This window comes from Streptomyces sp. NPDC028635 (genome assembly GCF_040637635.1).
GTDB lineage: Bacteria > Actinomycetota > Actinomycetes > Streptomycetales > Streptomycetaceae > Streptomyces.
The window spans coordinates 338,314-364,710 of the sequence record NZ_JBEZWX010000002.1 but is presented as its reverse complement, the minus strand read 5'-3'; the positions used below and the strand labels follow the sequence as shown (position 1 = coordinate 364,710).

At 73.4% G+C, this 26,397-nt stretch carries 21 protein-coding genes; 18 read left to right on the top strand and 3 right to left on the bottom strand.

Annotated elements, in window-relative coordinates; genetic code table 11:
* Nucleotides 1–1,275, bottom strand: coding sequence for an MFS transporter (locus AB0E88_RS03815; protein ID WP_361623227.1), 1,275 nt, complete (start codon nucleotides 1,273–1,275; stop codon nucleotides 1–3).
* Nucleotides 1,276–1,398: 123 nt separating this feature from the next.
* On the opposite strand from AB0E88_RS03815, the gene AB0E88_RS03810 reads away from it, so the two are divergent.
* Nucleotides 1,399–1,950: a MarR family transcriptional regulator gene (locus tag AB0E88_RS03810; RefSeq protein WP_361623224.1), complete on the top strand. Its 552-nt coding sequence runs from the start codon at nucleotides 1,399–1,401 to the stop codon at nucleotides 1,948–1,950.
* Between the two features lie 31 nt (nucleotides 1,951–1,981).
* On the opposite strand, the gene AB0E88_RS03805 is transcribed toward AB0E88_RS03810, so the two are convergent.
* The gene (locus tag AB0E88_RS03805; RefSeq protein ID WP_361623221.1) at nucleotides 1,982–3,451 is read right to left on the bottom strand and encodes an FAD-dependent monooxygenase; all 1,470 of its coding nucleotides are present in this window, start codon (nucleotides 3,449–3,451) and stop codon (nucleotides 1,982–1,984) included.
* 281 nt (nucleotides 3,452–3,732) lie between these two features.
* Here AB0E88_RS03805 and AB0E88_RS03800 point away from each other — a divergent pair, with 281 nt between their 5' ends.
* From AB0E88_RS03800 to AB0E88_RS03785, 4 genes are all read left to right on the top strand, one after another.
* Complete coding sequence (locus tag AB0E88_RS03800) at nucleotides 3,733–4,368, top strand: TetR family transcriptional regulator (RefSeq protein ID WP_361623218.1); 636 nt, start codon at nucleotides 3,733–3,735, stop codon at nucleotides 4,366–4,368.
* Between the two features lie 295 nt (nucleotides 4,369–4,663).
* The gene (locus AB0E88_RS03795; protein ID WP_361623215.1) at nucleotides 4,664–4,936 is read left to right on the top strand and encodes a hypothetical protein; all 273 of its coding nucleotides are present in this window, start codon (nucleotides 4,664–4,666) and stop codon (nucleotides 4,934–4,936) included.
* The gene (gene malQ / locus AB0E88_RS03790) at nucleotides 4,937–7,018 is read left to right on the top strand and encodes a 4-alpha-glucanotransferase (RefSeq protein ID WP_361623212.1); all 2,082 of its coding nucleotides are present in this window, start codon (nucleotides 4,937–4,939) and stop codon (nucleotides 7,016–7,018) included.
* A 56-nt stretch (nucleotides 7,019–7,074) separates the two neighbouring features.
* A complete protein-coding gene (locus AB0E88_RS03785) occupies nucleotides 7,075–7,326 on the top strand; it encodes a hypothetical protein (RefSeq protein ID WP_361623209.1) in 252 nt (83 codons plus the stop codon).
* A gap of 346 nt (nucleotides 7,327–7,672) precedes the next feature.
* On the opposite strand, the gene AB0E88_RS03780 is transcribed toward AB0E88_RS03785, so the two are convergent.
* Nucleotides 7,673–8,209 carry an HNH endonuclease gene (locus AB0E88_RS03780; protein WP_361623206.1) on the bottom strand — a complete coding sequence of 179 codons (537 nt, stop codon included), beginning with the start codon at nucleotides 8,207–8,209 and terminating at the stop codon, nucleotides 7,673–7,675.
* Nucleotides 8,210–8,527: 318 nt separating this feature from the next.
* Between AB0E88_RS03780 and AB0E88_RS03775 the strand changes: the two genes are divergently transcribed.
* The 13 genes from AB0E88_RS03775 (at nucleotide 8,528) to AB0E88_RS03715 (ending at nucleotide 26,316) form a co-directional block, all read left to right on the top strand.
* Nucleotides 8,528–9,622 (top strand): mechanosensitive ion channel family protein, encoded by a 1,095-nt coding sequence (locus tag AB0E88_RS03775; protein WP_361623203.1) that lies wholly within the window; start codon nucleotides 8,528–8,530, stop codon nucleotides 9,620–9,622.
* A 238-nt stretch (nucleotides 9,623–9,860) separates the two neighbouring features.
* Nucleotides 9,861–11,072, top strand: coding sequence for an ROK family transcriptional regulator (locus tag AB0E88_RS03770; protein ID WP_361623200.1), 1,212 nt, complete (start codon nucleotides 9,861–9,863; stop codon nucleotides 11,070–11,072).
* An 88-nt stretch (nucleotides 11,073–11,160) separates the two neighbouring features.
* Nucleotides 11,161–12,504 carry an ABC transporter substrate-binding protein gene (locus AB0E88_RS03765; RefSeq protein WP_361623197.1) on the top strand — a complete coding sequence of 448 codons (1,344 nt, stop codon included), beginning with the start codon at nucleotides 11,161–11,163 and terminating at the stop codon, nucleotides 12,502–12,504.
* A gap of 2 nt (nucleotides 12,505–12,506) precedes the next feature.
* On the top strand, nucleotides 12,507–13,448 hold the full coding sequence (locus AB0E88_RS03760; RefSeq protein ID WP_361623194.1) for a sugar ABC transporter permease: 942 nt from the start codon (nucleotides 12,507–12,509) through the stop codon (nucleotides 13,446–13,448).
* A gap of 3 nt (nucleotides 13,449–13,451) precedes the next feature.
* Nucleotides 13,452–14,345, top strand: a complete 894-nt coding sequence (locus AB0E88_RS03755) for a carbohydrate ABC transporter permease (protein ID WP_361623191.1) — start codon at nucleotides 13,452–13,454, stop codon at nucleotides 14,343–14,345.
* A gap of 6 nt (nucleotides 14,346–14,351) precedes the next feature.
* Nucleotides 14,352–15,617, top strand: a complete 1,266-nt coding sequence (locus tag AB0E88_RS03750) for a 6-phospho-beta-glucosidase (protein ID WP_361623188.1) — start codon at nucleotides 14,352–14,354, stop codon at nucleotides 15,615–15,617.
* Nucleotides 15,608–16,588: a BadF/BadG/BcrA/BcrD ATPase family protein gene (locus AB0E88_RS03745; RefSeq protein ID WP_361623185.1), complete on the top strand. Its 981-nt coding sequence runs from the start codon at nucleotides 15,608–15,610 to the stop codon at nucleotides 16,586–16,588. The genes AB0E88_RS03750 and AB0E88_RS03745 overlap by 10 nt, the downstream gene beginning before the upstream one ends.
* A 243-nt stretch (nucleotides 16,589–16,831) precedes the next feature.
* The gene (locus AB0E88_RS03740) at nucleotides 16,832–18,283 is read left to right on the top strand and encodes a hypothetical protein (protein ID WP_361623182.1); all 1,452 of its coding nucleotides are present in this window, start codon (nucleotides 16,832–16,834) and stop codon (nucleotides 18,281–18,283) included.
* 29 nt (nucleotides 18,284–18,312) lie between these two features.
* Nucleotides 18,313–19,332 carry a glutamate ABC transporter substrate-binding protein gene (locus AB0E88_RS03735; protein WP_361623179.1) on the top strand — a complete coding sequence of 340 codons (1,020 nt, stop codon included), beginning with the start codon at nucleotides 18,313–18,315 and terminating at the stop codon, nucleotides 19,330–19,332.
* 52 nt (nucleotides 19,333–19,384) lie between these two features.
* Complete coding sequence (locus tag AB0E88_RS03730) at nucleotides 19,385–20,707, top strand: hypothetical protein (RefSeq protein ID WP_361623176.1); 1,323 nt, start codon at nucleotides 19,385–19,387, stop codon at nucleotides 20,705–20,707.
* Nucleotides 20,704–23,286 carry a tetratricopeptide repeat protein gene (locus tag AB0E88_RS03725; RefSeq protein WP_361623173.1) on the top strand — a complete coding sequence of 861 codons (2,583 nt, stop codon included), beginning with the start codon at nucleotides 20,704–20,706 and terminating at the stop codon, nucleotides 23,284–23,286. Before AB0E88_RS03730 ends, AB0E88_RS03725 begins: the two co-directional genes overlap by 4 nt.
* Nucleotides 23,287–23,289: 3 nt before the next feature.
* Nucleotides 23,290–24,855, top strand: coding sequence for a PP2C family serine/threonine-protein phosphatase (locus AB0E88_RS03720; RefSeq protein ID WP_361623170.1), 1,566 nt, complete (start codon nucleotides 23,290–23,292; stop codon nucleotides 24,853–24,855).
* Between the two features lie 114 nt (nucleotides 24,856–24,969).
* Nucleotides 24,970–26,316 (top strand): VWA domain-containing protein, encoded by a 1,347-nt coding sequence (locus AB0E88_RS03715; protein ID WP_361623167.1) that lies wholly within the window; start codon nucleotides 24,970–24,972, stop codon nucleotides 26,314–26,316.
* Nucleotides 26,317–26,397: the final 81 nt, after the last annotated feature.

Sequence of the window (26,397 nt, the reverse complement as noted above, 5' to 3'; positions counted from 1 at the left end):
TTACGCCGCGACCGGCGCGGTGGCGGTGGCGGGGCCGTGGGCGACGGTGACGGGGCGGGGCCGTACGGCCTCGGCGGGCAGCCGGCGCTCCACGCGGATCAGCAGGGCGGCGGCGACGGCGGAGGTGGCGATCAGGACCGCCCAGGGCAGCCGGCCGTCCGCCGCGAACAGGGTGGTGAACAAGGAGGGTGCGACGGCCTTCGCCAGCGACCAGGAGACCTGGTAGGCGGCCATGTAGCGGCCGCGCGCCTCCTCGGGCGCCGCCGACACGGCGAGCACCTCGGCGGCGGGGCTGTGGATCAGTTCGCCGAGCGTGTAGAGGACGACCACGGCGGTCAGGGCGGTGCCGAGCACCGGGCCGGAGGTGGGCCGCAGGGTGCCGAGCACGATCTGCGCGGCGAACGCGGCCGAGAACAGGGTGGCGCCGAGGGCCGCGGCCCGGGTGCGCCGGGCGCCCGCCCGCCGTACCCGGCTGCCGACGTACACGCCGGCCAGCGCGCACAGCACGGTGTTGACCGTGAACGCGGATCCGGTGAGCGCGCCGGGCGCGTGCAGCCACTCCAGCAGGAACAGCGGGAAGAGGACGGAGAGGGCCGAGTAGCTGAGCGCGTTGAGGAAGTTGGCGCCGGTGACGACGAGGAAGGGCCGGTCGGCCAGGACCATCCGGTAGCCGGCGCGGCGCCGGGCCGTGGCGGCCGTCGTGGACCGCACCGGCTTCAGCGGGCGCAGCAGCAGCGCGGCCAGGGCGAAGGACAGGGCGTTGCCCCAGGCGGTGTAGGTGTAGCCGGTGGGGCCGGCGAAGGCGATGACCAGCGAGGCGAGGAGGGCGCCGGCGCCGTTGCCGCCGTTCTGCAGGGCGCGGGTGGCCGCCTGGAGCCGGTCGCGGTCCGCGCCGCGGGCCACCTCGCCGATCAGCGCCTGCTGTGCGGCGGGGAAGGCGCGGTCGGCCGCCGCGGTGACCAGGGCGACCGCGGCGAACGCGGGCAGGGCGTGGGCGAAGGGGTAGAGCGCGAACCCGGCGACCCGCACGCCGTACAGCACGTACTGCACGCGCTTGGCCCCGTACCGGTCGACGGCCGCGCCGGCGAGCGGGAGTGCGGTGAGGCCGATGAGCCCGGTGACGGTGAGGACGGCACCGACGACGGTGAACGACAGCCCGGTCACGCTGTGGAAGAACACCAGCGTGAACGGGACGTACAGACCGGTGCCGACGCCGTTGACCGCGGCGGCGACGGGCAGGGCCCACTGGCCCGGTTGGCGATCCGGCTTCTTCACGGCGACATCCCCCTCGGTGATTGCTTGGTAGAAAGTAGCTTAGCAGTGAGCTACTTATAGTCAAGCCACTTAGCCGGAAGCCACTTTCTTGCAACTCATCGAGGTGGTGCGGATACTCGGCCCATGACTGCGAAGCCTCAGCCCGGCCCTCAGCCCGATCCCGGCCCCCAGGTCTCCCGGGACCCGGTCGACACGATCATCGAGCAGTGGGCCACCGTGCGCCCCGACCTCGACACCCGGGCGATGGAGGTCTTCGGCCGCATCTACCGGCTCGCGCGCACCATGGGCGACCGCATGGAGAAGGCCTACGCCCGCTTCGGCATCTCCCGCGGCGAGTTCGACGTGCTGGCCACGCTGCGCCGCGCGGGCGAGCCGTACACCCTCTCCCCGCGCCAGCTCTCGGCGACGCTGATGCTCACCACCGGGGGAATGACCGGGCGTCTCGACAAGCTGGAGCGGGCCGGCCTGCTGCGCCGCTCCCCCGACCCGCACGACCGCCGGGGACTCCAGGTGACGCTGACCGACGAGGGCCTGCGCCTGATCGACGAGGCCGTCGGCGCGGGGCTCGCCGTACAGACGCAGGCCGTGTCGGCGGCCCTCGACGACGAACAGGCCGGCCGACTGGCCGACCTGTTGCGGGACCTGCTGGCGGGGACACGGCAGGCGGGCAGCTGACCGCCCCGACCCGGCCCACGTGGGCCGGGGTTCAGCCCACGTGTGCCGCGAGCGCGGCGTCGATCGCCGCCGGGCTCGGCTCGTCGCAGGCCCAGGCCGTGTATCCGTCGGGGCGGACCAGGAGGGCGGTGCGGCGGGCGCTCGCCCAGTGGGCGAGCGTCAGACGGTCCTTGCGGGTGGAGCCCACGTCGTGGGCATCCGGGGTGATCAGGACGAAACGGCCGTCGCGCAGGGCCTCGTAGAGGCGGCCGCCGCCGGCCAGCGCGACGTCGGGGACCCGCGTACCGGTCAGGGGGTGGGCGCCGCGCGGTGCCGGGTAGCGATAGCCGATGCCGGTGATCCGGCCGACGGCACGGCGGCGGGCGGGTGCGGCGTGGTCGAGGACCGTGGTCAGCGCGGCACGCAGCGCGAGGGTCCAGGGGCGCTTGGCCATCGCCAGGCGGACGATGCCGCCGCTGCTGCGCAGCACCGACCTGCCGACGGGATGACGTTCGGCCTGGTAGGTGTCCAGCAGGGCGTCCGGGGCGTGGCCGTGCAGCACCTGGGCGAGCTTCCAGCCCAGGTTGGCGGCGTCCTGCAGCCCGGTGTTCATGCCCTGGCCGCCGGCCGGGGTGTGGACGTGCGCGGCGTCCCCGGCGAGGAAGACCCGGCCCACCCGGTAGGCGGGCGCCTGGCGCTCGTCGCTGTGGAAGCGGGACATCCAGCGGGCGTCGTGCATCCCGTAGTCCCGGCCGAGGGCGAGCCGGGTGATCTCCTTGACCTCCGCGAGGTCGAGGGGCGTGTCGTCGGGGACGTTGCGGCCGCGGTGCCAGCCGATGACCCGGTGGTAGCCGTCACCGAACGGCGCCAGGAAGGCGAACGCGTCACCGACGGCGTTGACCGTCAGCACGTTCGCCGGTTCCTCGGCCAGCCGTACGTCCGCCAGCACGACCGAGCGGATCGCGCTGCGGCCGGGGAAGGGCAGACCGAGCGCCGCGCGTACGGCGCTGCGCATGCCGTCGGTGCCGACGACGTACGCCGCCCGGAGTTCCCCGGTGGCGCCGCTCGCGGTGCGGACCTCGGCCGTCACACCGTCCGCGTCCTGGGTGAGGCCGGTCAGCTCCGTCTCGTACCGGAAGTCCACGCCCGCCGCGACGGCCCGTTCCTGGAGCGCCTTCTCCACCTCGTACTGAGGGATGACCAGCAGGTGGTTGAAGCGGGAGGGGAGGCCGCCGAGGTCTACGGCGAGGCGGCCGAAGAGGCGGAGGCTGTCCAGGGGGCGGCCGACGGCCTCGAGGCCGTCGGCGAGCCCGCGGGCGTCGAGCTGCTCCAGGGTGCGGGCGTGCAGGACGAAGGCGCGGGAGAGGTTGCTGATCTTGCGCGGGCGCTTCTCCACGACGGTGACGGGGATTCCTGCGGCGGCCAGGTCGCCGGCCAGGAGCAGACCGGTGGGGCCGGAGCCCACGACGACGATCTGCGCAGCGTGTCCGGTGGTTCCGGTGTTTCCCGTGGTGCCGTTCATGGGGGCCTCCTGGGGGCGACGCTCACTCGACGACGCGTGCCGGCCGGTGTCCGGCGGCCCACGCTTGCTTGCCAACGCTTGCTTGCCAACGCTTGCTTGCCAACGCTTGCTTGCCAACGTCTGTTTGCCAACGCCTGTTCGCCAACGCCTGTTCGCCGACGCCGGCGCGTCAACGCCTGTTTGCCAACAACTGTTGACCAACGCTTGCCGACCACCGTAGAGGCCCGCCTCGGCGACGTCAACGCTTGTTGGCCAACGGATGTTGGCCTACCCTCGTCGCCATGCAAGCAAGCACGTCCGGTCCCCCCGGCTCCACCTCCGGTCCCCCCGGCTCCACTTCCTCCCGCTCCGGCACCGGCTCCGCCCCCTCCCGCTCCGACGCCACCCGGGCCGCCATCCTCGCCGCCGCCCGTGAGCGCTTCGCCGCCGACGGCTACGAACGGGCCACCATCCGGGCCATCGCCAAGGACGCCCGCATCGACCCGTCGATGGTGATGCGCTACTTCGGCAGCAAGGACGGCCTGTTCGCGGCGGCCGTGGCGATCGATCTGCGACTGCCCGACCTGTCCCGAGTGCCGCGCGACGAGGTCGGGCGGGCTCTGGTGCTCCACTTCCTCGATCTGTGGGAGCAGAAGGAGGAGTTCACCGCCATGCTGCGGGTCGGCGTCACCAACCCGGCGGGGGCGGAGCGCATGCAGGGCATCTTCCGTGACCAGATGCTCCCCGTCGCCCGACAGATCTGCCCCGACCCCGAGCAGACCCCGGCCCGTGCCGCGCTGGTCGCCACCCAGCTGCTCGGCCTCGCGCTGACCCGCTTCGTGCTGCGCCTGGAGCCGGCCGTCGCGCTCGCCCGCGAGGAGGTCGTGGCGTGGCTGGCACCGACGGTGCAGCGGTATCTCACCGCGCCGCACCCGTGACCGCCGCCCGCGCGGCGGGGCCGGCACCCCCCGCCGCGGCACCTTGGACGCCCCCCTTCCCGCCGCCGGCGACGCGACCGCGCTCCACCGCGGCGATGCCGTCGATGTGACCCGTGCGATACCGACAAGAGGCGCACTGCCCCCTATGCCCTGGTCTGTGGCGTATACATAGGCGGGGAAACGGGTCGATGTCGGCGTCGTTCGTCCCGGGGACGTCTGCCGTCGCGCCCGCTGGGTAGGGCTGCGGTAACCCGTTCCGACGCCGCACCCGGCACACGCGACAAGGAGGCCCCCCGTGGCCGCATCGGCACACCTTCTGCTCTCGGCCCTGTCCAAACCCGAGCCGGAGGCCGCCCTGCCCCGCCAGGCCCCGGCCCCGGACATCGAGTACGACACCGCCCTGGCCTGCGTCTTCAGCGCCGAGAGCGCCTGCGTCGAGGCCCCGCTGACCAGCGAACCCCCCCTGCCCGACGCCGAGCCCCTGACCAGCGAGCCGCCCCTGTCCGACGCGGCCCCGCTCACCAGCGAGTCCGACGCGTCCCTGGACCCCGGCACCACGAGGCCGTAGATGACCGCACCCGCGCCGCACGCCGCCGCCCCGGACCCCGATCTGGCGCGCCTCGCCGAACTGCACGGCGTGACGCCCTCCTACCAGCCCTCCCCGGACCGCACGGTGGCCGCGTCGCCGGCCGCGCTCGTGCGTGTGCTCGGCGCCCTCGGCGTGGACGCGAGCAGCCCCGCGGCCGTGGCCGCGGCGCTCGCCGCGCGGGAGCGGGAACTGGCCGAACGACTGCTGCCGCCGACGCTGGTGAGCTGGGACGGCGCCGTTCCCGAGCCGCTGGCCGCGCTGCCGCCCGGCACCCGGCTGGAACTGGTCACCGAGCAGGGCGAGACACGCCCCGACCTGCATGTACTGCCGCAGGGCGTGCACCGGCTGACCGCGACCGCGCCCGACGGCCGCCAGGCGCGGTCGCACCTGGTCGTGGCCCCGCCCCGGCTGCCCACGCCCACCGACCGCTCCTACGGCCTGCTGGTGCAGCTGTACTCCCTGCTGTCCCGGCGTTCGTGGGGCATGGGCGACCTCGGTGACCTCGGCGAGCTGGCGGCCTGGGCCGGGCGGGCGCTGGGCGCCGGGTTCGTGCAGGTCAACCCGCTGCACGCGGCGGTACCGGGCGCGCCGACCGATCCCTCGCCGTACCGGCCGTCCTCCCGCCGCTTCCCCGACCCGGTGCATCTGCGGGTGGAGGACGTCCCCGAGTACGCCTACGCCGACGACCACGGCGCCCTGCGCGGTCTGCTCCAGCGGGCGGCGGGGCTGCGCGAGGCGGTGCTGGACAAGGGCGCGCTGATCGACCGGGACGCGGTGTGGGAGCTGAAGCGCGCGGCCCTGGAGACGGTGCGGCAGGTCCCGCTCGGTCCGGGCCGGCGCGCCGCCTACGCCGACTTCCTCGCCGAGCAGGGGCAGGCCCTGGAGGATCACGCGACGTGGTGCGCGCTGGCGGAGGTGCACGGCTCGGACTGGAGCCGCTGGCCCGAGGGGCTACGCGATCCCCGGTCGGCCGAGACGGCACACGCGCGTGCGGAGCTGATGGACCGGGTGGACTTCCACAGCCATCTCGCCTGGCTCACCGACGCTCAGCTGCGGGCCGCGCAGCGGGCGGCGCGGGACGCCGGGATGGACGTGGGCGTGGTGCACGACCTGGCGGTCGGGGTGCATCCGCGGGGTGCGGACGCGTGGGCGCAGCAGGAGTTCTTCGCCGCCGGGATGTCGGTGGGCGCGCCGCCGGACGCGTTCAACGCGCGCGGGCAGGACTGGGGGCTGCCGCCGTGGCGGCCGGACCGGCTGGCCGCGTCGGGGTACGCGCCGTACCGGGATCTGCTGCGGACGCTGTTCCGGTACGCGGGAGCGCTGCGCATCGACCATGTGATGGGGCTGTTCCGGCTGTGGTGGGTACCGCAGGGCGAGGCACCGACCGAGGGCGCGTACGTCCGCTACGACGCGGAGGCGATGCTGGCCGTGCTGGTGCTGGAGGCGTCCCGGGCCGGCGCGGTGGTGGTGGGCGAGGACCTCGGCACGGTGGAGCCGGGGGTGCGGGAGGCGCTGCGCGAGCGCGGGGTGCTGGGCACGTCGGTGCTGTGGTTCGAACGGGACTGGACGGGCGACGGGCGTCCGCTGGCACCGGAGCGCTGGCGCGCGGACTGCCTGGCGACGGCGACGACGCACGATCTGCCGCCGACCGCGGCCCGGCTCACCGGTGAGCATGTGGACCTGCGCGAACGTCTCGGGCTGCTGACGCGTCCGCTGGAGGTGGAGCGGGAGGAGGCGTCCGCGGACACCGGGGAGTGGCTGGCGCTGCTGACCCGGCTGGGGATGCTGCGCGGGGCGGGCGGTGCGGACGGGTCGTCGGAGGAGGCGGAGATCCAGGCGGTGCACCGGTTCCTGCGGCGTACGCCCGCGCGGCTGGTCGGGGTGTGGCTGCCGGACGGCGTCGGTGACCGGCGGCCGCAGAACCTGCCGGGGACCTGGGACCAGTACCCGAACTGGCGGCTGCCCGTCGCGGACGCGGCGGGCCGCCCGGTGACGCTGGAGGAGCTGGCCGCCTCGCCACGGCTGCACGCGCTGATCGAGGCGGTGCGGGAAGAGCCGTGAGCCCCGTACGGCACCCCGGGCGCGCGGCCCGCGGAGGCGTTCGCTACTTTGGCACCGTGGACAAGAAGAACGCCCTGCGCGCCGGCGCCCTGGCCGCCGGTACGACGCTGATGATGCTGCTCATGTCGTCCCCCGCGCTCGCGCTGACGCGCGACGACGGTGACGACCCCGGCAAGGGCCTCAGCGTCGGCGAGACGCTGGGCCTGTACGTGTTCGCCCCGCTGGTGATCTTCGCGGTGATCACGGGCCTGGTGATGGTCCTGGACCGCTCCAAGATCCGCGTGACGAAGCCGAAGGCACGCGCCTGACGCACGAGCGTGCGAAGACCCGGCCGCACCCGCGGCCGGGTCTTCGCTGTGCCTGCCCGCCTCTGGCCGTGCGGGACCGCCAGGCCGGAGCAGCGGCGGGCAGCCACGACGGCCCCGCCCAGCACGTCACTGGCCCCCGCCACAGGACCCTCCTGCCGTACCGCCGTGCGGAGAGGCCGCGATCCGGGCACCGGAGACCCGCCGTGGTCCGGGCACGGGAAGCCGTCCCGGCGGCTGGGCCGGTCTCAGCCCGGCCGGGGCGGGCCCGGCTGAGACCGGCCCGGCCCGGCGCTGCTCCACGCCCGGCTGATGCGCCCCGCTGGACACGCGGCCGCCCGGGTCGGAGTCAGGCGGAGATGCCGTCGATCCGGGCCAGGGCGTCGTCCGCGCCGAACGGCTGCAGGTAGGGCAGCCAGCGCGGATCCCTGTGGCCCGTGCCGATGATGCGCCAGGCCAGCCCGGTCGGCGGAGCCGGTTTGTGCCGCAGCCGCCAGCCCAGTTCGATCAGGTGGCGGTCGGCCTTGATGTGGTTGCAGCGGCGGCACGAGGCCACCACGTTGTCCCAGACGTGCTTGCCCCCGCGTGAGCGCGGGATGACGTGGTCGACGCTGGTTGCGACGCCACCGCAGTACATGCACCGGCCCCCGTCGCGGGCGAACAGCGCCCGGCGGGTCAGAGGAACGGGCCCCCGGTAGGGAACCCGCACGAATCGCTTGAGCCGGACCACGCTGGGTGCGGGGACGGTGACGGTTGCGCTGTGCAGAAAGGCGCCGGACTCCTCGAGGCAGACAGCCTTGTTCTCGAGGACGAGGACGAGCGCGCGGCGGAGCGGTACGACGCCGAGCGGCTCGTACGACGCGTTGAGGACCAGGACATGCGGCACGGATGCCTCCTTGTACGCCGGCGGCGCGTGGCTCGCGCCGGGACGATCCGTAGTCAGTCTCCCCTCATGCCTGGTGGCGGCGCCACCATGTCCCGGTAACGGGCTGGGAGTGTTTTCGACCACATCTGCAGCATCCCCCGGCGTGCGGCCGGTTCAAGCCCAGGTGAGCACGGTCTCTCCTTGCGGCATCCGGCGGATGCACACACCGTGCCCCGTTAGTGTGGTGCTCCTGCCCTCCGGTGACCTTTCCGTGACCTTGACGACCGGGACCACCGTCCCGTGCCCGGGGGCAGACCGCTGCGCCTGGAGGTATCCGCCGTGTCCTTGTCCGCCGTCCTGTCGGCCGCCGGTCCCTCGCCGTCACCGTCCGGTTCCGAGACGCCGTCGGTGACCGTACCCACGCTCCAGGACGCGCAGGAGAGCGCGACCAACGCGGCGAGCTGGATAGAGCAGAACTGGTCGACGTGGCTCGCGATCGGTCTGCGCGTGCTGCTGATCCTGGTGATCGCGACGGTGCTGCGGGTGGCGGTGCGGCGGGCGATCACCAAGCTGATCGACCGGATGACCCGCACGGTCCAGGCGGTGGACGGCACCGCGCTCGGCGGCCTGCTGGTGAACGCCGAGCGACGCCGCCAGCGCTCGCAGGCGATCGGCTCGGTGCTGAGGTCGGTGGCGTCGTTCCTGATCCTCGGCACCGCCGCGCTGATGGTGCTGGCCACCTTCGACATCAACCTGGCGCCGCTGCTGGCCTCCGCCGGTGTCGCGGGCGTCGCGATCGGTTTCGGCGCGCGCAACCTGGTCACGGACTTCCTGTCCGGCGTCTTCATGATCCTGGAGGACCAGTACGGCGTCGGCGACACGATCGACGCGGGTGTCGCCTCGGGCGAGGTGATCGAGGTCGGGCTGCGCGTGACGAAGCTGCGCGGCGACAACGGCGAGATCTGGTACGTCCGCAACGGCGAGGTCAAGCGCATCGGCAACCTCTCGCAGGGCTGGGCGACGGCCGGGGTGGACGTCACGGTGAAGACGTCGGAGGACCTGGACCGGGTGAAGGCCACGCTCGACGAGGTCGCCGAGACGATGGGCAAGGAGGAGCCCTGGAACGAGCTGCTGTGGAGCCCGATCCAGGTGCTCGGCCTGGACAGCGTGCTGATCGACTCCATGGTCGTCCGGCTCTCGGCCCGGACCATGCCGGGCAAGTCCCTCTCGGTGGAACGGGAGCTGCGCTGGCGCGTCAAGCGCGCCTTCGACGCCGCCGACATCCGCATCGTCGGCGGGGCGACGGCTCCCGCCGAGGAGGAGGCCGCGGACCCGTCGGCCTCGGTCGCGGCCCCGTCCGCGTTCGCCAGCTCCTCCTCTCCGCAGGCTCAGGCGGCCACGCCGCTCGTCCCGCCGCCGAGCTCGTCGAAGTAACCACCGGCGCAGCCCCGCCCCGCACCCCACCGGCGCAGCCCCGCCCCGCACCCCGCCGACGCCCCCGCAGGTAACGACTCCGTTGCCGCGGGGGCGTCGTGTCTTGACGGCCCCTTCCCGGCGGGCTTACGTTCCTGCTCGGCGATAGGAAACTTTCCTAACAGTGTCCGAGGCGGGCTGGACAGCCCAACCCGCGCACTGGAAGGCTGTCCCGCTGGAAAGGCAGGTGTCGCACCCCATGGCAGGAACCGCCGGTACGCCGGGCACCCCGCGCGTGCTGCGCGCCATGAACGACCGTGCCGCCCTGGACCTGCTGCTGGAACACGGCCCGCTCTCCCGCACCCGCATCGGCAAACTCACCGGCCTGTCCAAGCCGACCGCCTCGCAGCTGCTGGCCCGGCTGGAGGCGGCCGGCCTGGTGCTGGCCACCGGCAGGGCCGAGGGCCGCCCGGGCCCCAACGCCCAGCTGTACGAGGTCAACCCCGGCGCCGCCCACGCCGCCGGCCTCGACGTCGCCCCCGGCCGCATCCGGGCCGCCGTCGCCGACATCACCGGACACACCGTCGGCCAGTACGAGCTGCCCACCCCCGGCCGGCGCCCCGCGCAGCCCGTCGCCCAGCAGGTCACCGACGCCCTCGACGGCGCCGTCAAGGCCGCGGGCCTGGCCCGCGCCGACGTCCACCGGCTCGTCATCGGCACCCCGGGCGCCTTCGACCCGGGCACCGGCCGGCTGCGCTACGCCTCCCACCTGCCCGGCTGGCACTCCCCGACCCTGCTCGACGAACTCGCCGCCGCGCTGCCGATGCCGGTGGAGTACGAGAACGACGTCAACCTCGTCGCGCTCGCCGAACAGCGGCTCGGCGCCGCCCGCGGGCACGAGGACTTCGTGCTGCTGTGGAACCAGGAGGGCCTGGGGGCCGCGCTGGTCCTCGGCGGCCGGCTGCACCGGGGCTTCACCGGCGGCGCCGGAGAGGTGGGTTTCCTTCCGGTCCCCGGCACCCCGCTGGTGCGCGGGGTGAGGAAAGCCAACAGTGGCGGCTACCAGGAGCTGGCCGGATCCCAGGCCGTCCCCCGGCTCGCCCGCGAGCTCGGCATGAGCGACGTCCCCTCCGGGCCGTACGACGAGGCCGCGGCGGTGCTTCTCGCCCGGGCCGCCGCCGAGGAGACCGTGCTGGGCCGGCTGCTGCTGCAGACGTACGCCACCCGGCTCGCCACCGGTCTCGCCTCGCTCGTCTCCGTGCTCGACCCCGAGCTGGTCGTACTGTCCGGCACCTCGCTCACCAGCGGCGGGGAGGTGCTGCGCACCCTGATCCAGGACGAGCTGCAGGAGCTGGCCGCCTCCCGGCCGCGGCTGGTGGTCGGTGAGGTCACCGACCATCCCGTCCTGCGCGGCGCGCTGGAGCGCGCGCTGAGCGTCACCCGCGACGAGGTCTTCGACACCTCGCGCTAGCACCGGAGCACCTCCTCCTTCTCTCCCGGCCCCACCCCCTCAAGAGCACCTCCTCCTTTCCCGACCCCGCCCCCTGGGAGGCCTCGCCATGCCCGAAGTCATACCCTCGCTCGCCCGGAAGACGGCGTGTGCCCTGACCGCGTCGCTGGCCCTGCTCGCCACCGCCTGCACCGGCCAGTCCGGCGCCGGGGCGGGCGACGACCCGTCGAAGGAGACGACGATCACCTTCTGGCACGCCTGGAGCGCGCCGAACGAGGTGAAGGCCGTCAAGGAGCTGATCGACGGCTTCCAGAAGGCGCACCCGAACATCCACGTCGACGTCGTCGGCAACATGACCGACGACAAGATCAACCAGGCGCTGCGCGCGGGCGGCACCAAGGCGCCCGACGTCATCTCCTCCTTCACCACCAACAACGTGGGCAAGTTCTGCTCCTCGGGCGCCCTGGTCGATCTGAACCCCTTCTTCAAGAAGGCGGGGATCGACCCGCAGCGGACCTTCCCGAAGGCGATGAACGAGTACACGCAGTTCGAGGGCGACCGCTGCGCGGTCCCGCTGCTCGGCGACGCCTACGGCCTGTACTACAACAAGACGGCGTTCGCGAAGGCCGGCATCAAGAGCCCGCCGAGGACCTGGTCGGAGTTCGAGGCCGACGCCAGGAAGCTGACCCTCCCGCAGGGCGACTCCTTCCGGCAGCTCGGCTTCATGCCGGACTACCACGGCTGGGAGTCCACCACCGAGCACTACCTCGGCCAGTTCTCCCCGACCTACTTCGACCGGGACGGCACGTCGAACCTGGCGAAGGACCCGGCGTTCGAGAAGGGCTTCACGCTGCAGAAGCGGCTCGTCGACGAGCTCGGCGGCTTCGCGAAACTGGAGCGCTACCGGGCGCGGCTGGGGGACGAGTGGGGCCCCAAGCACCCCTTCCACACCGGCCAGGTCGCCATGCAGCTCGACGGCGAGTGGCGGCTCGGCATGGCCCTGGACGCGAAGCCCGGCTTCGACATCGGCGTGGCCCCGCTGCCCGTCCCGGACGACCAGGCCGACCAGTACGGCAAGGGGTACATCACCGGCACGATCGCCGGGATCGCCGCCACCAGCACCAAGCAGAACGCCGCGTGGGAGCTGGTGAAGTACATGACCACCGACACCGACGCGGTGGTGGGCTTCTCCAACGCGATCCACAACGTCCCGTCCACCCTGGCCGCCCTGAAGTCGCCCGAGCTCCACTACGACCCGCGCTTCCGGACGTTCCTGGACATCGCCGCGAACCCGCACTCCACGTCCACGCCCGCGTCCCTCAACGGCGGCCAGTACCTGGTGACGATCCAGCAGCTCGGCTACGACTACGAGAGCGGCAAGGTGACCGATCTGAAGGCCGGCCTGAAGAAGGCGGCGGCGCAGATCGACACGGACATCGCGCAGGCGAAGTAGCGATGAGCACGATCACCCTGGCGTCCAAGCACCGCCGCGCGGCGCTGCGCAACCTCGCCTTCCTGTCGCCCTGGCTGATCGGGTTCGCGGTCTTCTTCGCCTACCCGCTGCTGTCCACGGTCTACTTCTCGTTCATGCACTACGACGGCTTCCGGCCGCCGGCGTGGAGCGGGACCAAGAACTGGTCCTACGTCTTCTCGCACTACCCGCTGTTCTGGCCCGCCCTGCGCAACACGCTGTGGCTGGTCCTCGTCATGGTGACCCTGCGGGTGCTCTTCGGACTGGGCGTCGGCCTGCTCATCACGAAGATCAAGACGGGCACGGGCGTCTTCCGCACGCTGTTCTACCTGCCCTACCTCGCCCCGCCCGTGGCCGCCACGATGGCGTTCGCGTTCCTGCTCAACCCCGGTACGGGCCCGGTGAACTCGATCCTGCAGAAGGCGGGCGTCCCGGCGCCCGGCTGGTTCAACGACCCCGCCTGGTCCAAGCCGGCGCTGACCCTGCTCGCGCTGTGGGGCATCGGCGACCTGATGGTGATCTTCATGGCGGCGCTGCTCGACGTGCCCACCGAGCAGTACGAGGCGGCCGAGCTGGACGGGGCGTCGGCCTGGCAGCGGTTCCGGTTCGTGACCCTGCCGAACATCTCCCCCATCGTGATGTTCGCCGTGGTCACCGGCGTCATCCAGGCGATGCAGTGCTACACGCAGCCGCTGATCGCCGGGAAGGTCGCCTCCGGTGTGATCCAGGGCGCGGGCACCCAGTTCGAGCCCGGCTACCCGGACAAGTCCACGCTCACCCTGCCGCAGCTCGTCTACAACCTCGGCTTCCAGCGCTTCGACTACGGCTCCGCCTGTGTCGTCGCCCTGGTGCTGTTCGCCCTGTCGATGGTGTTCACCGCGTTCCTGATGCGGCGCCGCGGCGGTCTGATCCAGGCAGGTGACTGACCCATGACCCACGTGCTGGACAAGCCGGCGCAGGCCACCGCCGTGCGTCCCGCGGCCGAGCGCGCCGCCCGCCGCCGGGCCCTGCTGGAGTGGATCGCGGTGCACGCCCTCGGCGTCGCCGCCGCGCTCTTCTTCGTCCTGCCGTTCGTGTTCGTGTTCCTGACCTCGCTGATGAGCGACAGCCAGGCCCTCAGCCGGGACCTGATCCCGCACACCTGGGAATGGGGCAACTACCGGAAGGTCTTCGACACCCCCGGCTTCCTCACCTGGTGGAAGAACACGCTGCTGTACGCGGGACTGGGAACAGTCCTCACCGTCGTCTCCTCGGTCCCCGTGGCGTACGCGCTCGCCAAGTTCCGCTTCCGCGGCCGCAATCTGGCGCTGATGCTGGTGATCTCGATGATGATGCTGCCGCCGCAGGTCGTCGTCATCCCCATGTACCTGTTCTGGGCCAAGCAGCTGGACCTGTCCGGCTCTCTGTGGCCGCTGATCGTCCCGATGGCGTTCGGTGACGCGTTCTCCGTCTTCCTGCTGCGGCAGTTCCTCACCACGATCCCGAACGAGTACCTGGACGCGGCGAAGGTCGACGGCTGCGGCGACCTCAGGACCCTGCTGCGGGTCGTCCTGCCGATGGCACGGCCCGGCATCGCCGCCGTCGCCCTGTTCCAGTTCTTCTACGCCTGGAACGACTACTTCGGCCCGCAGATCTACGCCTCCGAGAACCCCGGCGCGTGGACGCTGAGTTACGGCCTGGAGTCCTTCAAGGGCGCGCACCACACCGACTGGAACCTCACCATGGCCGCCACCGTGCTGGTCATGGCCCCTGTGATCCTCGTGTTCTTCTTCGCGCAGAAGGCGTTCGTCGAGGGCGTCACGCTGACCGGAGTGAAGGGTTAACCGCATATGAAACTCACCGTGGTAGGGGGCGGCTCGACCTACACCCCCGAACTCGTCGACGGCTTCGCACGCCTGCGCGACACCCTGCCCGTCGAGGAACTGGTCCTCGTGGACCCGGCCGCCGAACGGCTGGAGCTGGTGGGCGGCCTGGCCCGCCGCATCCTCGCCAGACAGGGCCACCCGGCCCGCGTCGTCACCACCGCCGACCTCGACGCCGGTGTGGACGGCGCCGACGCCGTGCTGCTCCAGCTGCGGGTGGGCGGGCAGGCCGCCCGCGAGCAGGACGAGACATGGCCGCTGGAGTGCGGCTGCGTCGGCCAGGAGACCACCGGCGCGGGCGGCCTCGCCAAGGCGCTGCGCACCGTGCCCGTCGTCCTGGACATCGCCGAACGGGTCCGGCGCGCCAACCCGCACGCCTGGATCATCAACTTCACCAACCCGGTCGGCATCGTCACCCGGGCCCTGCTCCAAGCCGGCCACAAGGCGGTCGGGCTGTGCAACGTGGCGATCGGGCTGCAGCGCAAGTTCGCCGCCCACCTCGGCCTCTCCCCCGACGAGGTGCACCTGGACCACGTGGGCCTGAACCACCTCACCTGGGAGACCGGGGTGCGCCTGGGCGGCCCCGAGGGCGAGGACGTGCTGCCCCGGCTGCTCACCGAGCACGGCGACGCCGTCGCCGCCGACCTGCGCCTGCCGCGCGGCCTGCTCGACCGCCTCGGCGTCGTCCCGTCGTACTACCTGCGCTACTACTACGCCCACGACGAGGTCGTCGGCGAACTGCGCACCAAGCCGTCCCGGGCGGCCGAGGTCGCCGCCATGGAGCGGCGGCTGCTCGAGATGTACGGCGATCCGGCGCTGGACGTGAAGCCGGAGCTGCTGGCCAAGCGGGGCGGCGCCTACTACTCGGAGGCCGCCGTCGACCTCGCGGCGGCGCTGCTGGGCGGTGCGGGCAGCCCGTACCAGGTGGTGAACACCCTCAACAACGGCACGCTGCCCTTCCTGCCCGACGACGCGGTGGTCGAGGTGCAGGCCGCGGTGGGCGCCAAGGGTGCCGCCCCGCTGCCGGTACCGCCCCTGGACCCGCTGTACGCGGGCCTGATCGCGGGTGTCACCGCGTACGAGGACCTGGCCCTCCAGGCGGCCCTGAAGGGGGGCCGCGACCGTGTCTTCCGCGCGCTGCTCGCGCACCCGCTGATCGGGCAGTACGCCCTTGCCGACACCCTCACCGAACGGCTGATCGCGCACAACCGGGAGCACCTTTCGTGGGCCTGACCGGGGGCGTCCTCGCCATCGACGCCGGCAACAGCAAGACCGACGTGGCGGTCGTGGCCGCGGACGGCACCGTCCTCGCCACGGCCCGCGGCGGCCCGTTCCGGCCACCGGCGGTCGGCGTCCAGGCCGCGGTGGACACGCTCGCGCGGGCGGTCGGGGAGGCGTACGCGCGTGCCGGGGTGAGCGCGGTGGAGCATGTCGCGGCCTGCCTGGCCAACGCCGATCTGCCGGTGGAGGAGGAGCAGTTGGCGGCGGCCCTGCACGCACGCGCGTGGGGGGAGTCCGTCGAGGTGCGCAACGACACCTTCGCGATCCTGCGGGCCGGTGTCGCCGAGCCGCGCGGGGTGGCCGTGGTGTGCGGCGCCGGCATCAACTGCGTCGGCATGCGCCCCGACGGCCGCACCGCCCGCTTCCCGGCGATCGGCCGCATCTCCGGGGACTGGGGCGGGGGGTGGTTCCTCGCCGAGGAGGCGCTGTGGCACGCGGCGCGCGCGGAGGACGGGCGCGGCGACCCCACCGAGCTGGCCCGCACCCTGCCCGGGCACTTCGGCCTGGACTCCATGTACGCGCTGATCGAGGCCCTGCACCTGGGGCGCGTCGAGCACGCCCGCCGGCACGAGCTGACGCCGGTGCTGTTCGCCACCGCGGCGGCCGGCGACCCGGTGGCCCGGCGGATCGTCGACCGGCTCGCCGAGGAGATCACCGCCATGGCGGTGGTCGCGCTGACCCGCCTGGACCTGCTGGCGGAGGAGACCCCGGTGCTGCTCGGCGGCGGGGTCCTCACCGCCGGGCACACCCTGCTCGACGACGGCGTACGCCAGTCGCTGGCCGAACGCGCGCCCAAGGCCGCACCGCGCGTGGTGCGGGAGCGGCCGGTGCTGGGGGCGGCGTTGCTGGGCCTGGACCGGCTGGGGGCGACGGCCGGGGCGCAGGAGCGGCTGCGGGCGCATTTCGCGCCCGGCGCGAGCTGAACGGCGCCGCGCACCACCGTGGGGCGGTGACGAACCGTCACCCGTGAGTGACGTCGGGGGAACCGATCCGGTTCCCCCGACGTATTCATGGGCAGGGCAGTTCCACGACGGCCGAGGGGCGGGACATCCGGCGTCGGGCCGCGCACCACACTGCGATCCGATCAAGATCGGGTGACGGCCGGTGCGGATACGGGCCCCGGCAGCGATACTTGCGGCGACGGATGACCATGGGGGAGGTCAGCAGTGACACACCCGCAGCGAAGCAGTGCGGCGCCACCGGCGGGCCCCGGCACGCCCACGGTGCCGGCGATCCCCCCGCAGCCCGCCGTCCGCCCCTCCGCCCCCGAGGCCGTCACGGGCACCGGCTCCCCCGCGCCGGGCCGCGCCCCGCGCCGTACGGCGTTCGCCGAGGGCGTGGAGCGGCTGCGCGCCGCCGCCGTCACCGAACCGGGCAGGCTGCGCACCATCGGAGCCGTCCTCGCGCTGCTCGTCGTCGCGTTCGGCGCGGTCACCGCCTGGCAGGTCACCGAGCGGGCGGCCGCCGCCGACGACGTCCTGCACAAGAGCCGGCCGCTGAGCGCGGCCGCCGCCGACATCTACCGCTCGCTCGCCGACGCCAACACCGCGGCCTCCAGCGGCTTCCTGGCCGGCGGCCAGGAGACCAAGGCCTCGCGCGACCGCTACGAGCGGGACATCCGCACGGCCGCCACCGGCCTGGTCACCGCCGCCGGCAGCTCGGACCCCGGCTCCCCCGCCGCCGCCACGATCACCAAGCTGAACCGGCTGCTGCCGGAGTACAAGGGCCTGGTGGAGCGCGCCCGCACCTACAACCGGCAGGGCTTCCCGGTGGGCGGCGCCTACCTGCGGTACGCCAACGAGAAGATGCAGCAGCAGATGCTCCCGGCGGCCGAGGACCTGTACACCAACGAGAACGAGCGTCTGAACGCCGACTACGCGCACGCCACGCCCTACCCGTGGGCGGCGATCGCGCTCGGCGTGCTGGCGCTGGCCGCCCTCGGCTGGGCCCAGCACCGGCACTACCGGCGCACGCACCGCGTCCTCAACCAGGGCCTGGTCGCCGCCACCACGGCGGCCGCCGTGGTGCTGCTGTGGCTGGTCGTCGGGCACAGCGTCGCCCGCGCCGACCTGGACGACTCCCGCCGCAACGGCGTGCGCTCCCTCAACGTCCTGCAGGGCGCCCGCATCGCCTCCCTGAAGGCCCGCGGCAACGAGAACCTCACCCTGGTGGCGCGCGGCGCGGAGACGACCAAGGACGGCAAGGACCTGTACGACACGTCCTTCCGGACGGACATGGCCGCCCTGGACAAGAGCCTGGCCGAGGCCGGCCGGCTCGCCGACGACACCGCCGGCGCGAAGCCGGTCACCGCGGCCGTCGGCAACATGAAGGAGTGGAACCGGCGCCATGACGCGGCCCGCGGCGAGGACGAGTCCGGCGAGTACGAGAAGGCGCTGGACGGCGTGATCGGCGCCCAGGGAGCCACCGGCGAGTGCTTCGACAGCGTCGACGCCAACCTGGCCGCGGCGCTGGCGCACGAGGAGAAGGAGTTCCGGCAGGCGGCCGGCGACGGCCTCGACGCGCTGGGCGGCCTGGCGTGGGGCGCCGCCGTCCTTGCCGTGCTGGGTGCGGCGGGCGCGGTCCTCGGCATCGGCCGCAGGCTGTCGGAGTACCGATGAGGAACGCACGGTTGGAAGGGGGCGTGACGATGAGGCTGCGACACCTGCGGGCCGGACTGCGGGGCTGGGGCGGAGTCGGCGCGATGGCAGTCGTGTGCGCCCTGGCGCTGGCGTGCGCGCTGCTGCTGCCCCTGACCCAGCGCGGCGGCGGGAGCGCCGCGGCGACGGACGGCGCCTCCCGGGTCGCCGTCGGCACCCAGGCGCGCGCCGACACCTGCACGGCCCCCGAGAAGCAGACCCTGGCGCCCTCAGCGGCCGACGGGCCCACCATCGCCCGCATCAAGGCCAAGGGCAAGCTGGTCGTCGGCGTCGACCAGAACAGCTACCGCTGGGGCTACCGCGACCCGAACAAGAAGGGCGCGCAGCTCGAGGGTTTCGACATCGACCTGGTGCACGCGATCGCCCGGGACGTGCTCGGCGACCCGGACGCGGTGCAGTTCAAGGCCATCCCCACCAACCAGCGCATCCAGGCGATCCAGAGCGGTGTCGTCGACATGGTCGTCCGCACGATGACGATCACCTGCAAGCGTCTGCGGGACGTGGCGTTCTCCGCCCCGTACTTCAAGACCGGCCAGCAGGTCCTCGCCCCCAAGGACTCGCCGGTCACGGGCTACGACGGCTCGCTCGCCGGCAAGAAGATCTGCACGGCGGCCGGTTCGACGGCGTACACGACGCTCGCGGACGACAAGAAGGCGGGCCGGCTGCCGGTTTCCGCGGACATCTCCACCACCGTCCCCAACCAGCTGGACTGCCTGGTACGCCTCCAGCTCGGCGAGGTGGACGCGGTGGTCACCGACGGCGCGCTCGCCGCGAGCCAGGCCGCCCAGGACCCGACGGTCGAACTGAAGGGAAGTGCCTTCACCACCGAGTACTACGGCGTGGCGATGAAGAAGGACGCGGACGATCTGGTACGCCGGGTCAATCGCATCCTGGTCGCCTACAGCGCGAGCGGCTGGCAGACGTCGTACGGCACCTGGCTGTCGGCGACACTGGGGAGGGACGCGGCGACGTCCAGACCGCCCGCGCCGCAGTACCTGCGCACGAGCTGACGAGAGCGCCGACACGAGCGGCAACGACCCACACAGCAGCGAGAGGTGATCGATGGGCGTCACGGACCCCGCCGGGCCGGTGATGGACCGGGACGAGGTGGACCGTGCGCTGGCGCGGCTCGGCCAGGAGCACGAGGCGATCGAGACGTCGCTGCTGGCCCTTCAGGACCACGCGGGCCGCAGGCTCCTGGAGGGCGCCGAGCTGACCGGCGTCACCCACGAGCGCTGGATCGCCACGGAGGCGTCGATCACGCTGCTGTGGACGTACTTCGACGCCTACACGGCCGCGCTGCGCACCGCCCGTGAGATCCGCTCGCGGCGCCGCTGGTCCAGCCGCGAGGACCTGGTGGAGCTGACCGAACTGCTGCGCGGCGAGTGCGTCGCCGTGCCGGGAAGCGCCGGCGCGATGAGCGGGCAGGGCGGTCCGGGCAGGCTGAGCGAGCACTACTCGCTGGTCGCGCTGGTGGACCGGATGAACGAGCTGTACGCGAGCAGCCTGGACATGGTCGTCGCCGCCGACGCGGTCTGGTCGGCGCTGCCCGCCCGCATCGATTTACTCGCCGCCGAACTCCAGCGCACCCGGCAGCTCGCCCACTCCGTCGGGGTGCGCCCCGGCGAGCATCCGGCCGGTGACGACCTGGAGCGCATCACGCGCACCCTGACGAAGCTGCGCGAGCAGGTGATCTGCGACCCGCTCGCGTTCTGGGTTCCCGCGCAGGGCAGTTCGGCGCCCGGCGGCGGCCGTCCGGACACCACGGTCTACGACCGGGAGGCGCGCGCCCTGGACGAGGTGCGCCGGGAGATCGAGGCCGTGCTCACCGTCCGCCAGGACGCCGAGAAGCGGCTGGTGCGGCTGCGGGACGTGCTCTCCCGCGCCGACCGCACCCTCGCCGAGGCCCGCACGGCGCGCGGCGAGGTGCTGGCGAAGATCGCGGCCACCGAGGTGCCGGTGGTCAGCGGCCCGCCGACCGTGCTGCAGGAGCAGCTGGCCACGGCCGCGGAGTACCGCCGGCAGGCCCAGTGGCACCGGCTGTCGCCGCTGCTGGAGTCGCTGGAGCAGCGGGCCGAGGACGAACTGCTGCGCGCCCGCGAGTCGTTGACCGCGGTCACCGCGCCGCTCGCCGTACGCGCCGAGCTGCGCGGCCGTCTCGACGCGTACAAGGCGAAGGTGGCCCGGCACGGGCTGGCGGAGGACCCGCTGCTGATCGAGCGGTACGAGAAGGCGCGCCGCATGCTGTGGAGCGCGCCGTGCGATCTGCGCGTCGCCGAACAGGCCGTGCTGCGCTACCAGCAGGCGGCCGCCGAGGCGCTCGCCGCACCGCGGGTGCCGGAGCAGCAGAGCCGGCCGGAGGACGTGAGGGGGGAGTCGTCATGAGCCGTGCGGGACAGAACTGCCAGCGTCCGGGCTGCGACGGGACGTACGAGGACGTCGGCGGCGGCGAACTGTACTGCGACACCTGCGGCCTCGCGCCGGTCGTCTCCCCGACCGGCATGGTCGGTTCGGTACCGACCGGGCTCACCGCGGGCGGCCGGGGCTCCAGGGGTTCCGCCAGTACGAGCGCGCGCAGCGCGCGTACGTCCTCGCAGTCGTCGAAGTCGCGGCGCTCGGTGTCCGGGCGGCTGTCGCGCTCGCTGTCGGGGAAGTCGACGGGCCGTTCGGTGTCGGTGCGCAGCTCGGGTTCGGGCGCCGCGTCCTCGGGCCGTTCCCGGCTCGGTGCGGGCCTGGTGCAGGTGCCGCCGATCCCGCGGCCCGATCCGCGCGCCATGGTGCTGGACAACCCCGAGGTGCCCGAGCGCAAGCGGTTCTGCTCCCGCTCGGACTGCGGCGCGCCGGTCGGCCGGGCGCGCGGGGACCGGCCGGGCCGCACCGAGGGGTTCTGCACCAAGTGCGGGCACCCGTACTCGTTCGTGCCGAAGCTGAAGGCCGGCGACGTGGTGCGCGGCCAGTACGAGGTCGTGGGCTGTCTGGCGCACGGCGGCCTGGGCTGGATCTACCTCGCCGTGGACCGGGCCGTCGCGGACCGGTGGGTGGTGCTCAAGGGTCTGCTAGACACCGGCGACCAGGACGCGATGGCCGCCGCGATCTCCGAGCGGCGCTTCCTCGCGGAGATCGAGCACGCCAACATCGTGCGAATCTACAACTTCGTCGAGCACCTCGACCAGCGCACCGGCTCCCTCGACGGTTACATCGTCATGGAGTACGTCGGCGGCAAGTCCCTGAAGGAGATCGCCAACGCCCGCCGCACGCCCGACGGCCGCCGCGACCCGCTGCCGGTGGAGCAGGCCTGCGCGTACGGCATCGAGGCGCTGGAGGCCCTCGGCCACCTGCACAGCCGCAACCTGCTGTACTGCGACTTCAAGGTCGACAACGCCATCCAGACCGAGGACGAGCTGAAGCTGATCGACATGGGCGCCGTGCGCCGCATGGACGACGACGAGTCGGCGATCTACGGCACGATCGGCTACCAGGCGCCCGAGGTCGCCGACGTCGGCCCGTCGGTGGCGAGCGACCTGTACACGGTCGGCCGGACGCTGGCCGTCCTGACCTTCGACTTCCAGGGCTACACCACCGTCTACGCCGACTCGCTGCCCGACCCCGACACCATCGAGGTCTTCCGCCAGTACGAGTCCTTCTACCGGCTGCTGGTGCGGGCCACCGATCCCGACCCGGCCCGCCGGTTCGCCTCGGCGCAGGAGATGGCCGAGCAGCTCACCGGGGTGCTGCGCGAGGTGGTGTCGCTGCAGTCGGGGCGGGCGCGGCCGGCGCTGTCGACGCTGTTCGGACCGGAAGTGAAGGTCACGGACACGGAGTTGTTCCCGCGGCTGGAGGGCGAGGTGTCCCGGCTGGGCGCGCGAGCGGTGCGCGGGCGGCGCGGAGCGGAGAGCGGGACTCCCGCCCTCACCGGGGCCGGTGCGGCGGGCGCCGTGGGGGCTGCCGGTGCCGCCGGTGCCGGTGCTGTGGGTGCCGTTGCTGCCGCTGCCGGTGCGGTGGGTGCTTCCGGAATCCCCGCGTCGCTGGTGCGGGCGGTGGACATCCGCGCGGCCGCGCTCGCCCTGCCCGTGCCGCACGTCGACCCCGCCGACCCCAACGCCGGCTTCCTGGCGGGCCTGATGACCTCCGCGCCCGCCGAGCTGCTCAACGCGCTCGCCGCCGCGCCGGCGCCCTCGGTGGAGACCCGGCTGCGGCAGGCGCGCGCCTGGCTGGAGAACGGCGACTTCGACGCCGCGCGCATGGCGCTGGCCAAGCTGGACGACGAACGGCCGGACGACTGGCGGGTGGTCTGGTACCGGGGCGTGGCCGCGCTGGTGACGGGTGACCACGAGGACGCCGCCCTCGCCTTCGACGCGGTCTACGACGCCTTCCCCGGCGAGATCGCGCCCAAGCTCGCGCTCGGCCTGTGCGCGGAGGTGCTGGGCCAGCTGGACAACGCCGCCGAGTACTACCGGCTGGTGTGGGCGAGCGACCCGAGCCATGTCAGCGCCGCGTTCGGTCTGGCCCGGGTGCGGCTCGCCTCGGGTGACCGCGCCGGTGCCGTCCACACGCTGGAATCGGTGCCGGAGGCGTCCATCCACTACACGGCCGCCCGCGTGGCGGCGGTGCGGGCCCGGCTGCGGCAGCGCACGGCGACCGCCGCGGACGTTGCGTTCCTGGACGATCTGACGGCCGCCGCCGCGCAGGTCGAGGCACTTCAGGCGTACGGTCTGGACCCGGGCCGGCGCGAGCAGTTGGCCACCGAAGTGCTCGGGTGCGCCCTGGACTGGATACTCTCCGGGGGCCAGGGCGGCACGCCGGCCGCCCGGCGAGTGCTGCTCGGCAGCGAACTGGACGAACGCGGGCTGCGCTTCGGACTCGAGCGCTCGTACCGCACGCTGGCCCGGCTCGCGCCCGGCGGCGAGGAGAGGATCGACCTGGTGGAACGTGCCAACCGTTACCGCCCCCGGACGTGGGTGTAGTTGATGTCCCAGATGCCCCAGCAGGCAGCCCTGTCGAACTGCCCGAGCTGTGCGGAGCCGCTCGAGTCGGGTGACCGTTTCTGCGGCGCGTGCGGATACGACCTGTCCGCCGTGCCGGCGCCGCCGCGGGACCACCCGACGATGGCGATGAACGGCTCGGCGCAGCCGGCCCCCGGCACGGCCGCGCAGCCCGGCCCCGCCGCGCACGCGGGTCAGGCCCCGGGCGGAGCGGAGCCATGGCCGCACGCGGCCGAGCCGGGGAGCTCGGACACCCCGGCCGCGGTGCATCTGCCGACGGATCTGCCGGGCACGGACTCGGGCGGCGGCGCGCTCCCGGGCCCGCCGCCGCAGATGCCGCCCGCGGCTGCGCCCGCTCCCCCGGCGGTGCCCCCGCAGTCCCCCCCGACGCAGGCCCCTCCGGCACCGCCGGCGGCTCCCGCCGTACCCCCGCACGCCTCGTCGGCGTCGCCGGCGGGTCCCGGCGTACCGCCGCACGCCCCGGCCGCCGTACCGCCGCAGGCACCCGTGGCTCCACCTGCTCCCGCCGCTGCCGCCGCGGGCGTCCGCTTCGACCGGCCGGACGAGCCCGACGAGTACGCGCTGCAGGCCCCCGACCCGCGCGCGGCCGCGGAGGCCGCCGCGGCCGCGCCGGACACCTCGGTGTGCGTGGCGTGCCGGGCCGGCCGGGTGGACAGCGACGGCTACTGCGAGAACTGCGGGCACGCACAGCCCCGCGAACGCGACCACATGGAGCAGGAGTCCGGTCCGGTGGCCGCCGTCAGCGACCGCGGGCTGCGCCACCACCGCAACGAGGACGCGTTCGCCGTCGCCACCACCACGCTGCCCGACGGCTCCCCGGTGTCGCTCGCGATCGTCTGCGACGGCGTGTCCTCCGCGACCCGCCCCGACGACGCCTCCCTGGCCGCGTCCCGCGCGGCCGGCGACGCGCTGCTGGCCGCCCTGCCGCGCGGCACGCACCCCCAGCAGGCCATGCACGAGGCGATCGTCGCCGCCTCGCAGGCCGTCAACGCCCTGGCCGACGAACCCGAGACGGCCCGCGAGCACGCCCCGCACCAGAACGCGCCCGCCTGCACCCTGGTCGGCGCGGTCGTGACGGGCGGCCTGCTGGTCGTCGGCTGGGTCGGCGACAGCCGCGCCTACTGGGTGCCGGACGACCGCGGCGCGCCCCCGGCCCGGCTCACCGAGGACGACTCGTGGGCCGCGCAGATGGTGGCCGCCGGGCTGATGAGCGAGGCGGAGGCGTACGCCGACGAGCGCGCCCACGCGATCACCGGCTGGCTCGGCGCGGACGCCTACGAACTGGAACCGCACACCGCGAGCTACAAACCGGACCGGCCCGGTGTGGTCGTCGTCTGCACCGACGGACTGTGGAACTACGCGGAGGCGGCTCAGGAGATGGCCGACGTGGTCCCCCCGGACGCCGCCGTGCGCCCGCTGCACAGCGCGCAGGTCCTCGTCGGCCACGCCCTGGACGGCGGGGGCCACGACAACGTAACAGTGGCCGTCGTCCCGTTCCCCGCGCCGCCGCAGGGGGCAGGATCGGCCTGAGGCCACGCGCGGGAGACCGGGCCGGCCTCGCACGGGGAAGCTCGCGGGCCGGAGGGGACCGGTCCGCGGTCCGGTCCACACCCGCGAGGGTGGTTGAGGGGGATGCGAACAGGCATGGCCAATTTCTCGAAGTCCGCGGCGCCGCAGTTCTCGGTGGACGTCTACCAGAACGAGTACCTGCCGGAGGGCGGCCGCGAGGTCAACGCCATCGTCACGGTCACGGCGACCGGCGGCGGCACCATCGGCAGCGCGGTGAGCGCGCCGCATCTGTTCACCGCCGGGCAGGGTCCGTCCGCGGCGGTGGCGATCATGGTGGACTGCTCGGGGTCGATGGACTACCCGCCGACCAAGATGCGCAACGCGCGGGACGCGACGGCCGCCGCGATCGACACCCTGCGCGACGGGGTCCACTTCGCGGTGGTCGGCGGCACCCACGTCGCCACCGAGGTCTACCCGGGCGGCGGGCGGCTCGCGGTCGCCGACGCCACCACGCGCGAGCAGGCCAAGCAGGCGCTGCGCCGGCTGAGCGCGGGCGGCGGCACCGCGATCGGCACCTGGCTGCGGCTCGCCGAGACCCTTCTGTCCTCGGCGGACGTCGCCATCCGGCACGGCATCCTGCTCACCGACGGCCGCAACGAGCACGAGTCGCCCGCCGATCTGAAGGCCGCCCTCGAGCACTGCGCCGGGCGGTTCACCTGTGACGCGCGGGGTGTGGGCACCGACTGGGAAGTGAAAGAAGTCACAGGGATCGCCTCCGCGCTGCTCGGCACGGCCGACATCGTCGCCGACCCGGCCGGCCTGGCCGCCGACTTCACGCGGATGATGGAGACGGCGATGGGCAAGGAGGTCGCCGACGTCGCCCTGCGGGTGTGGACGCCGGTGGGCACGACCATCAAGTTCGTCAAGCAAGTCGCCCCGACGGTCGAGGAGTTGACCGGTCGCCGCAGCGAGGCGGGGCCGCGCGCCGGGGACTATCCGACAGGCTCCTGGGGCGACGAGTCCCGCGACTACCACCTGTGCGTCGAGGTCCCGGCCGCGCACGTCGGCCAGGAGATGCTGGCCGCCCGGGTCTCGCTGGTCGTGCCGCAACCGGACGGCGAAGTGCGCAACCTGGGCGCGCAGGGCCTGGTGAGAGCCGTGTGGACCGACGACATGGCCGCCTCCACCTCCCTCAACCCTCAGGTCGCCCACTACACCGGGCAGGCCGAACTGGCCCAGGTCATCCAACAGGGGCTGGACCTTCGCAAAGCGGGCGATATGGATGGAGCAACGGCCAAACTGGGCCGGGCCGTTCAGCTCGCGAGTGCCTCCGGGAACGCGGATACTGCGAAACTGCTTGCGAAGGTGGTGGACGTGGTCGACGCGGCGACCGGTACTGTGCGACTGAAGGCGAAGGTCGCGGAGGCCGACGAGATGACGCTCGAAACCCGGTCGACAAAGACCGTTCGTGTGAAGAAGTGACGCGCCGAGGACCACTGAAGCGCGCCGACGACCACCGACGACCACCGAAGAAGTGACCTAGCAGGAACGAAGGGACGCACC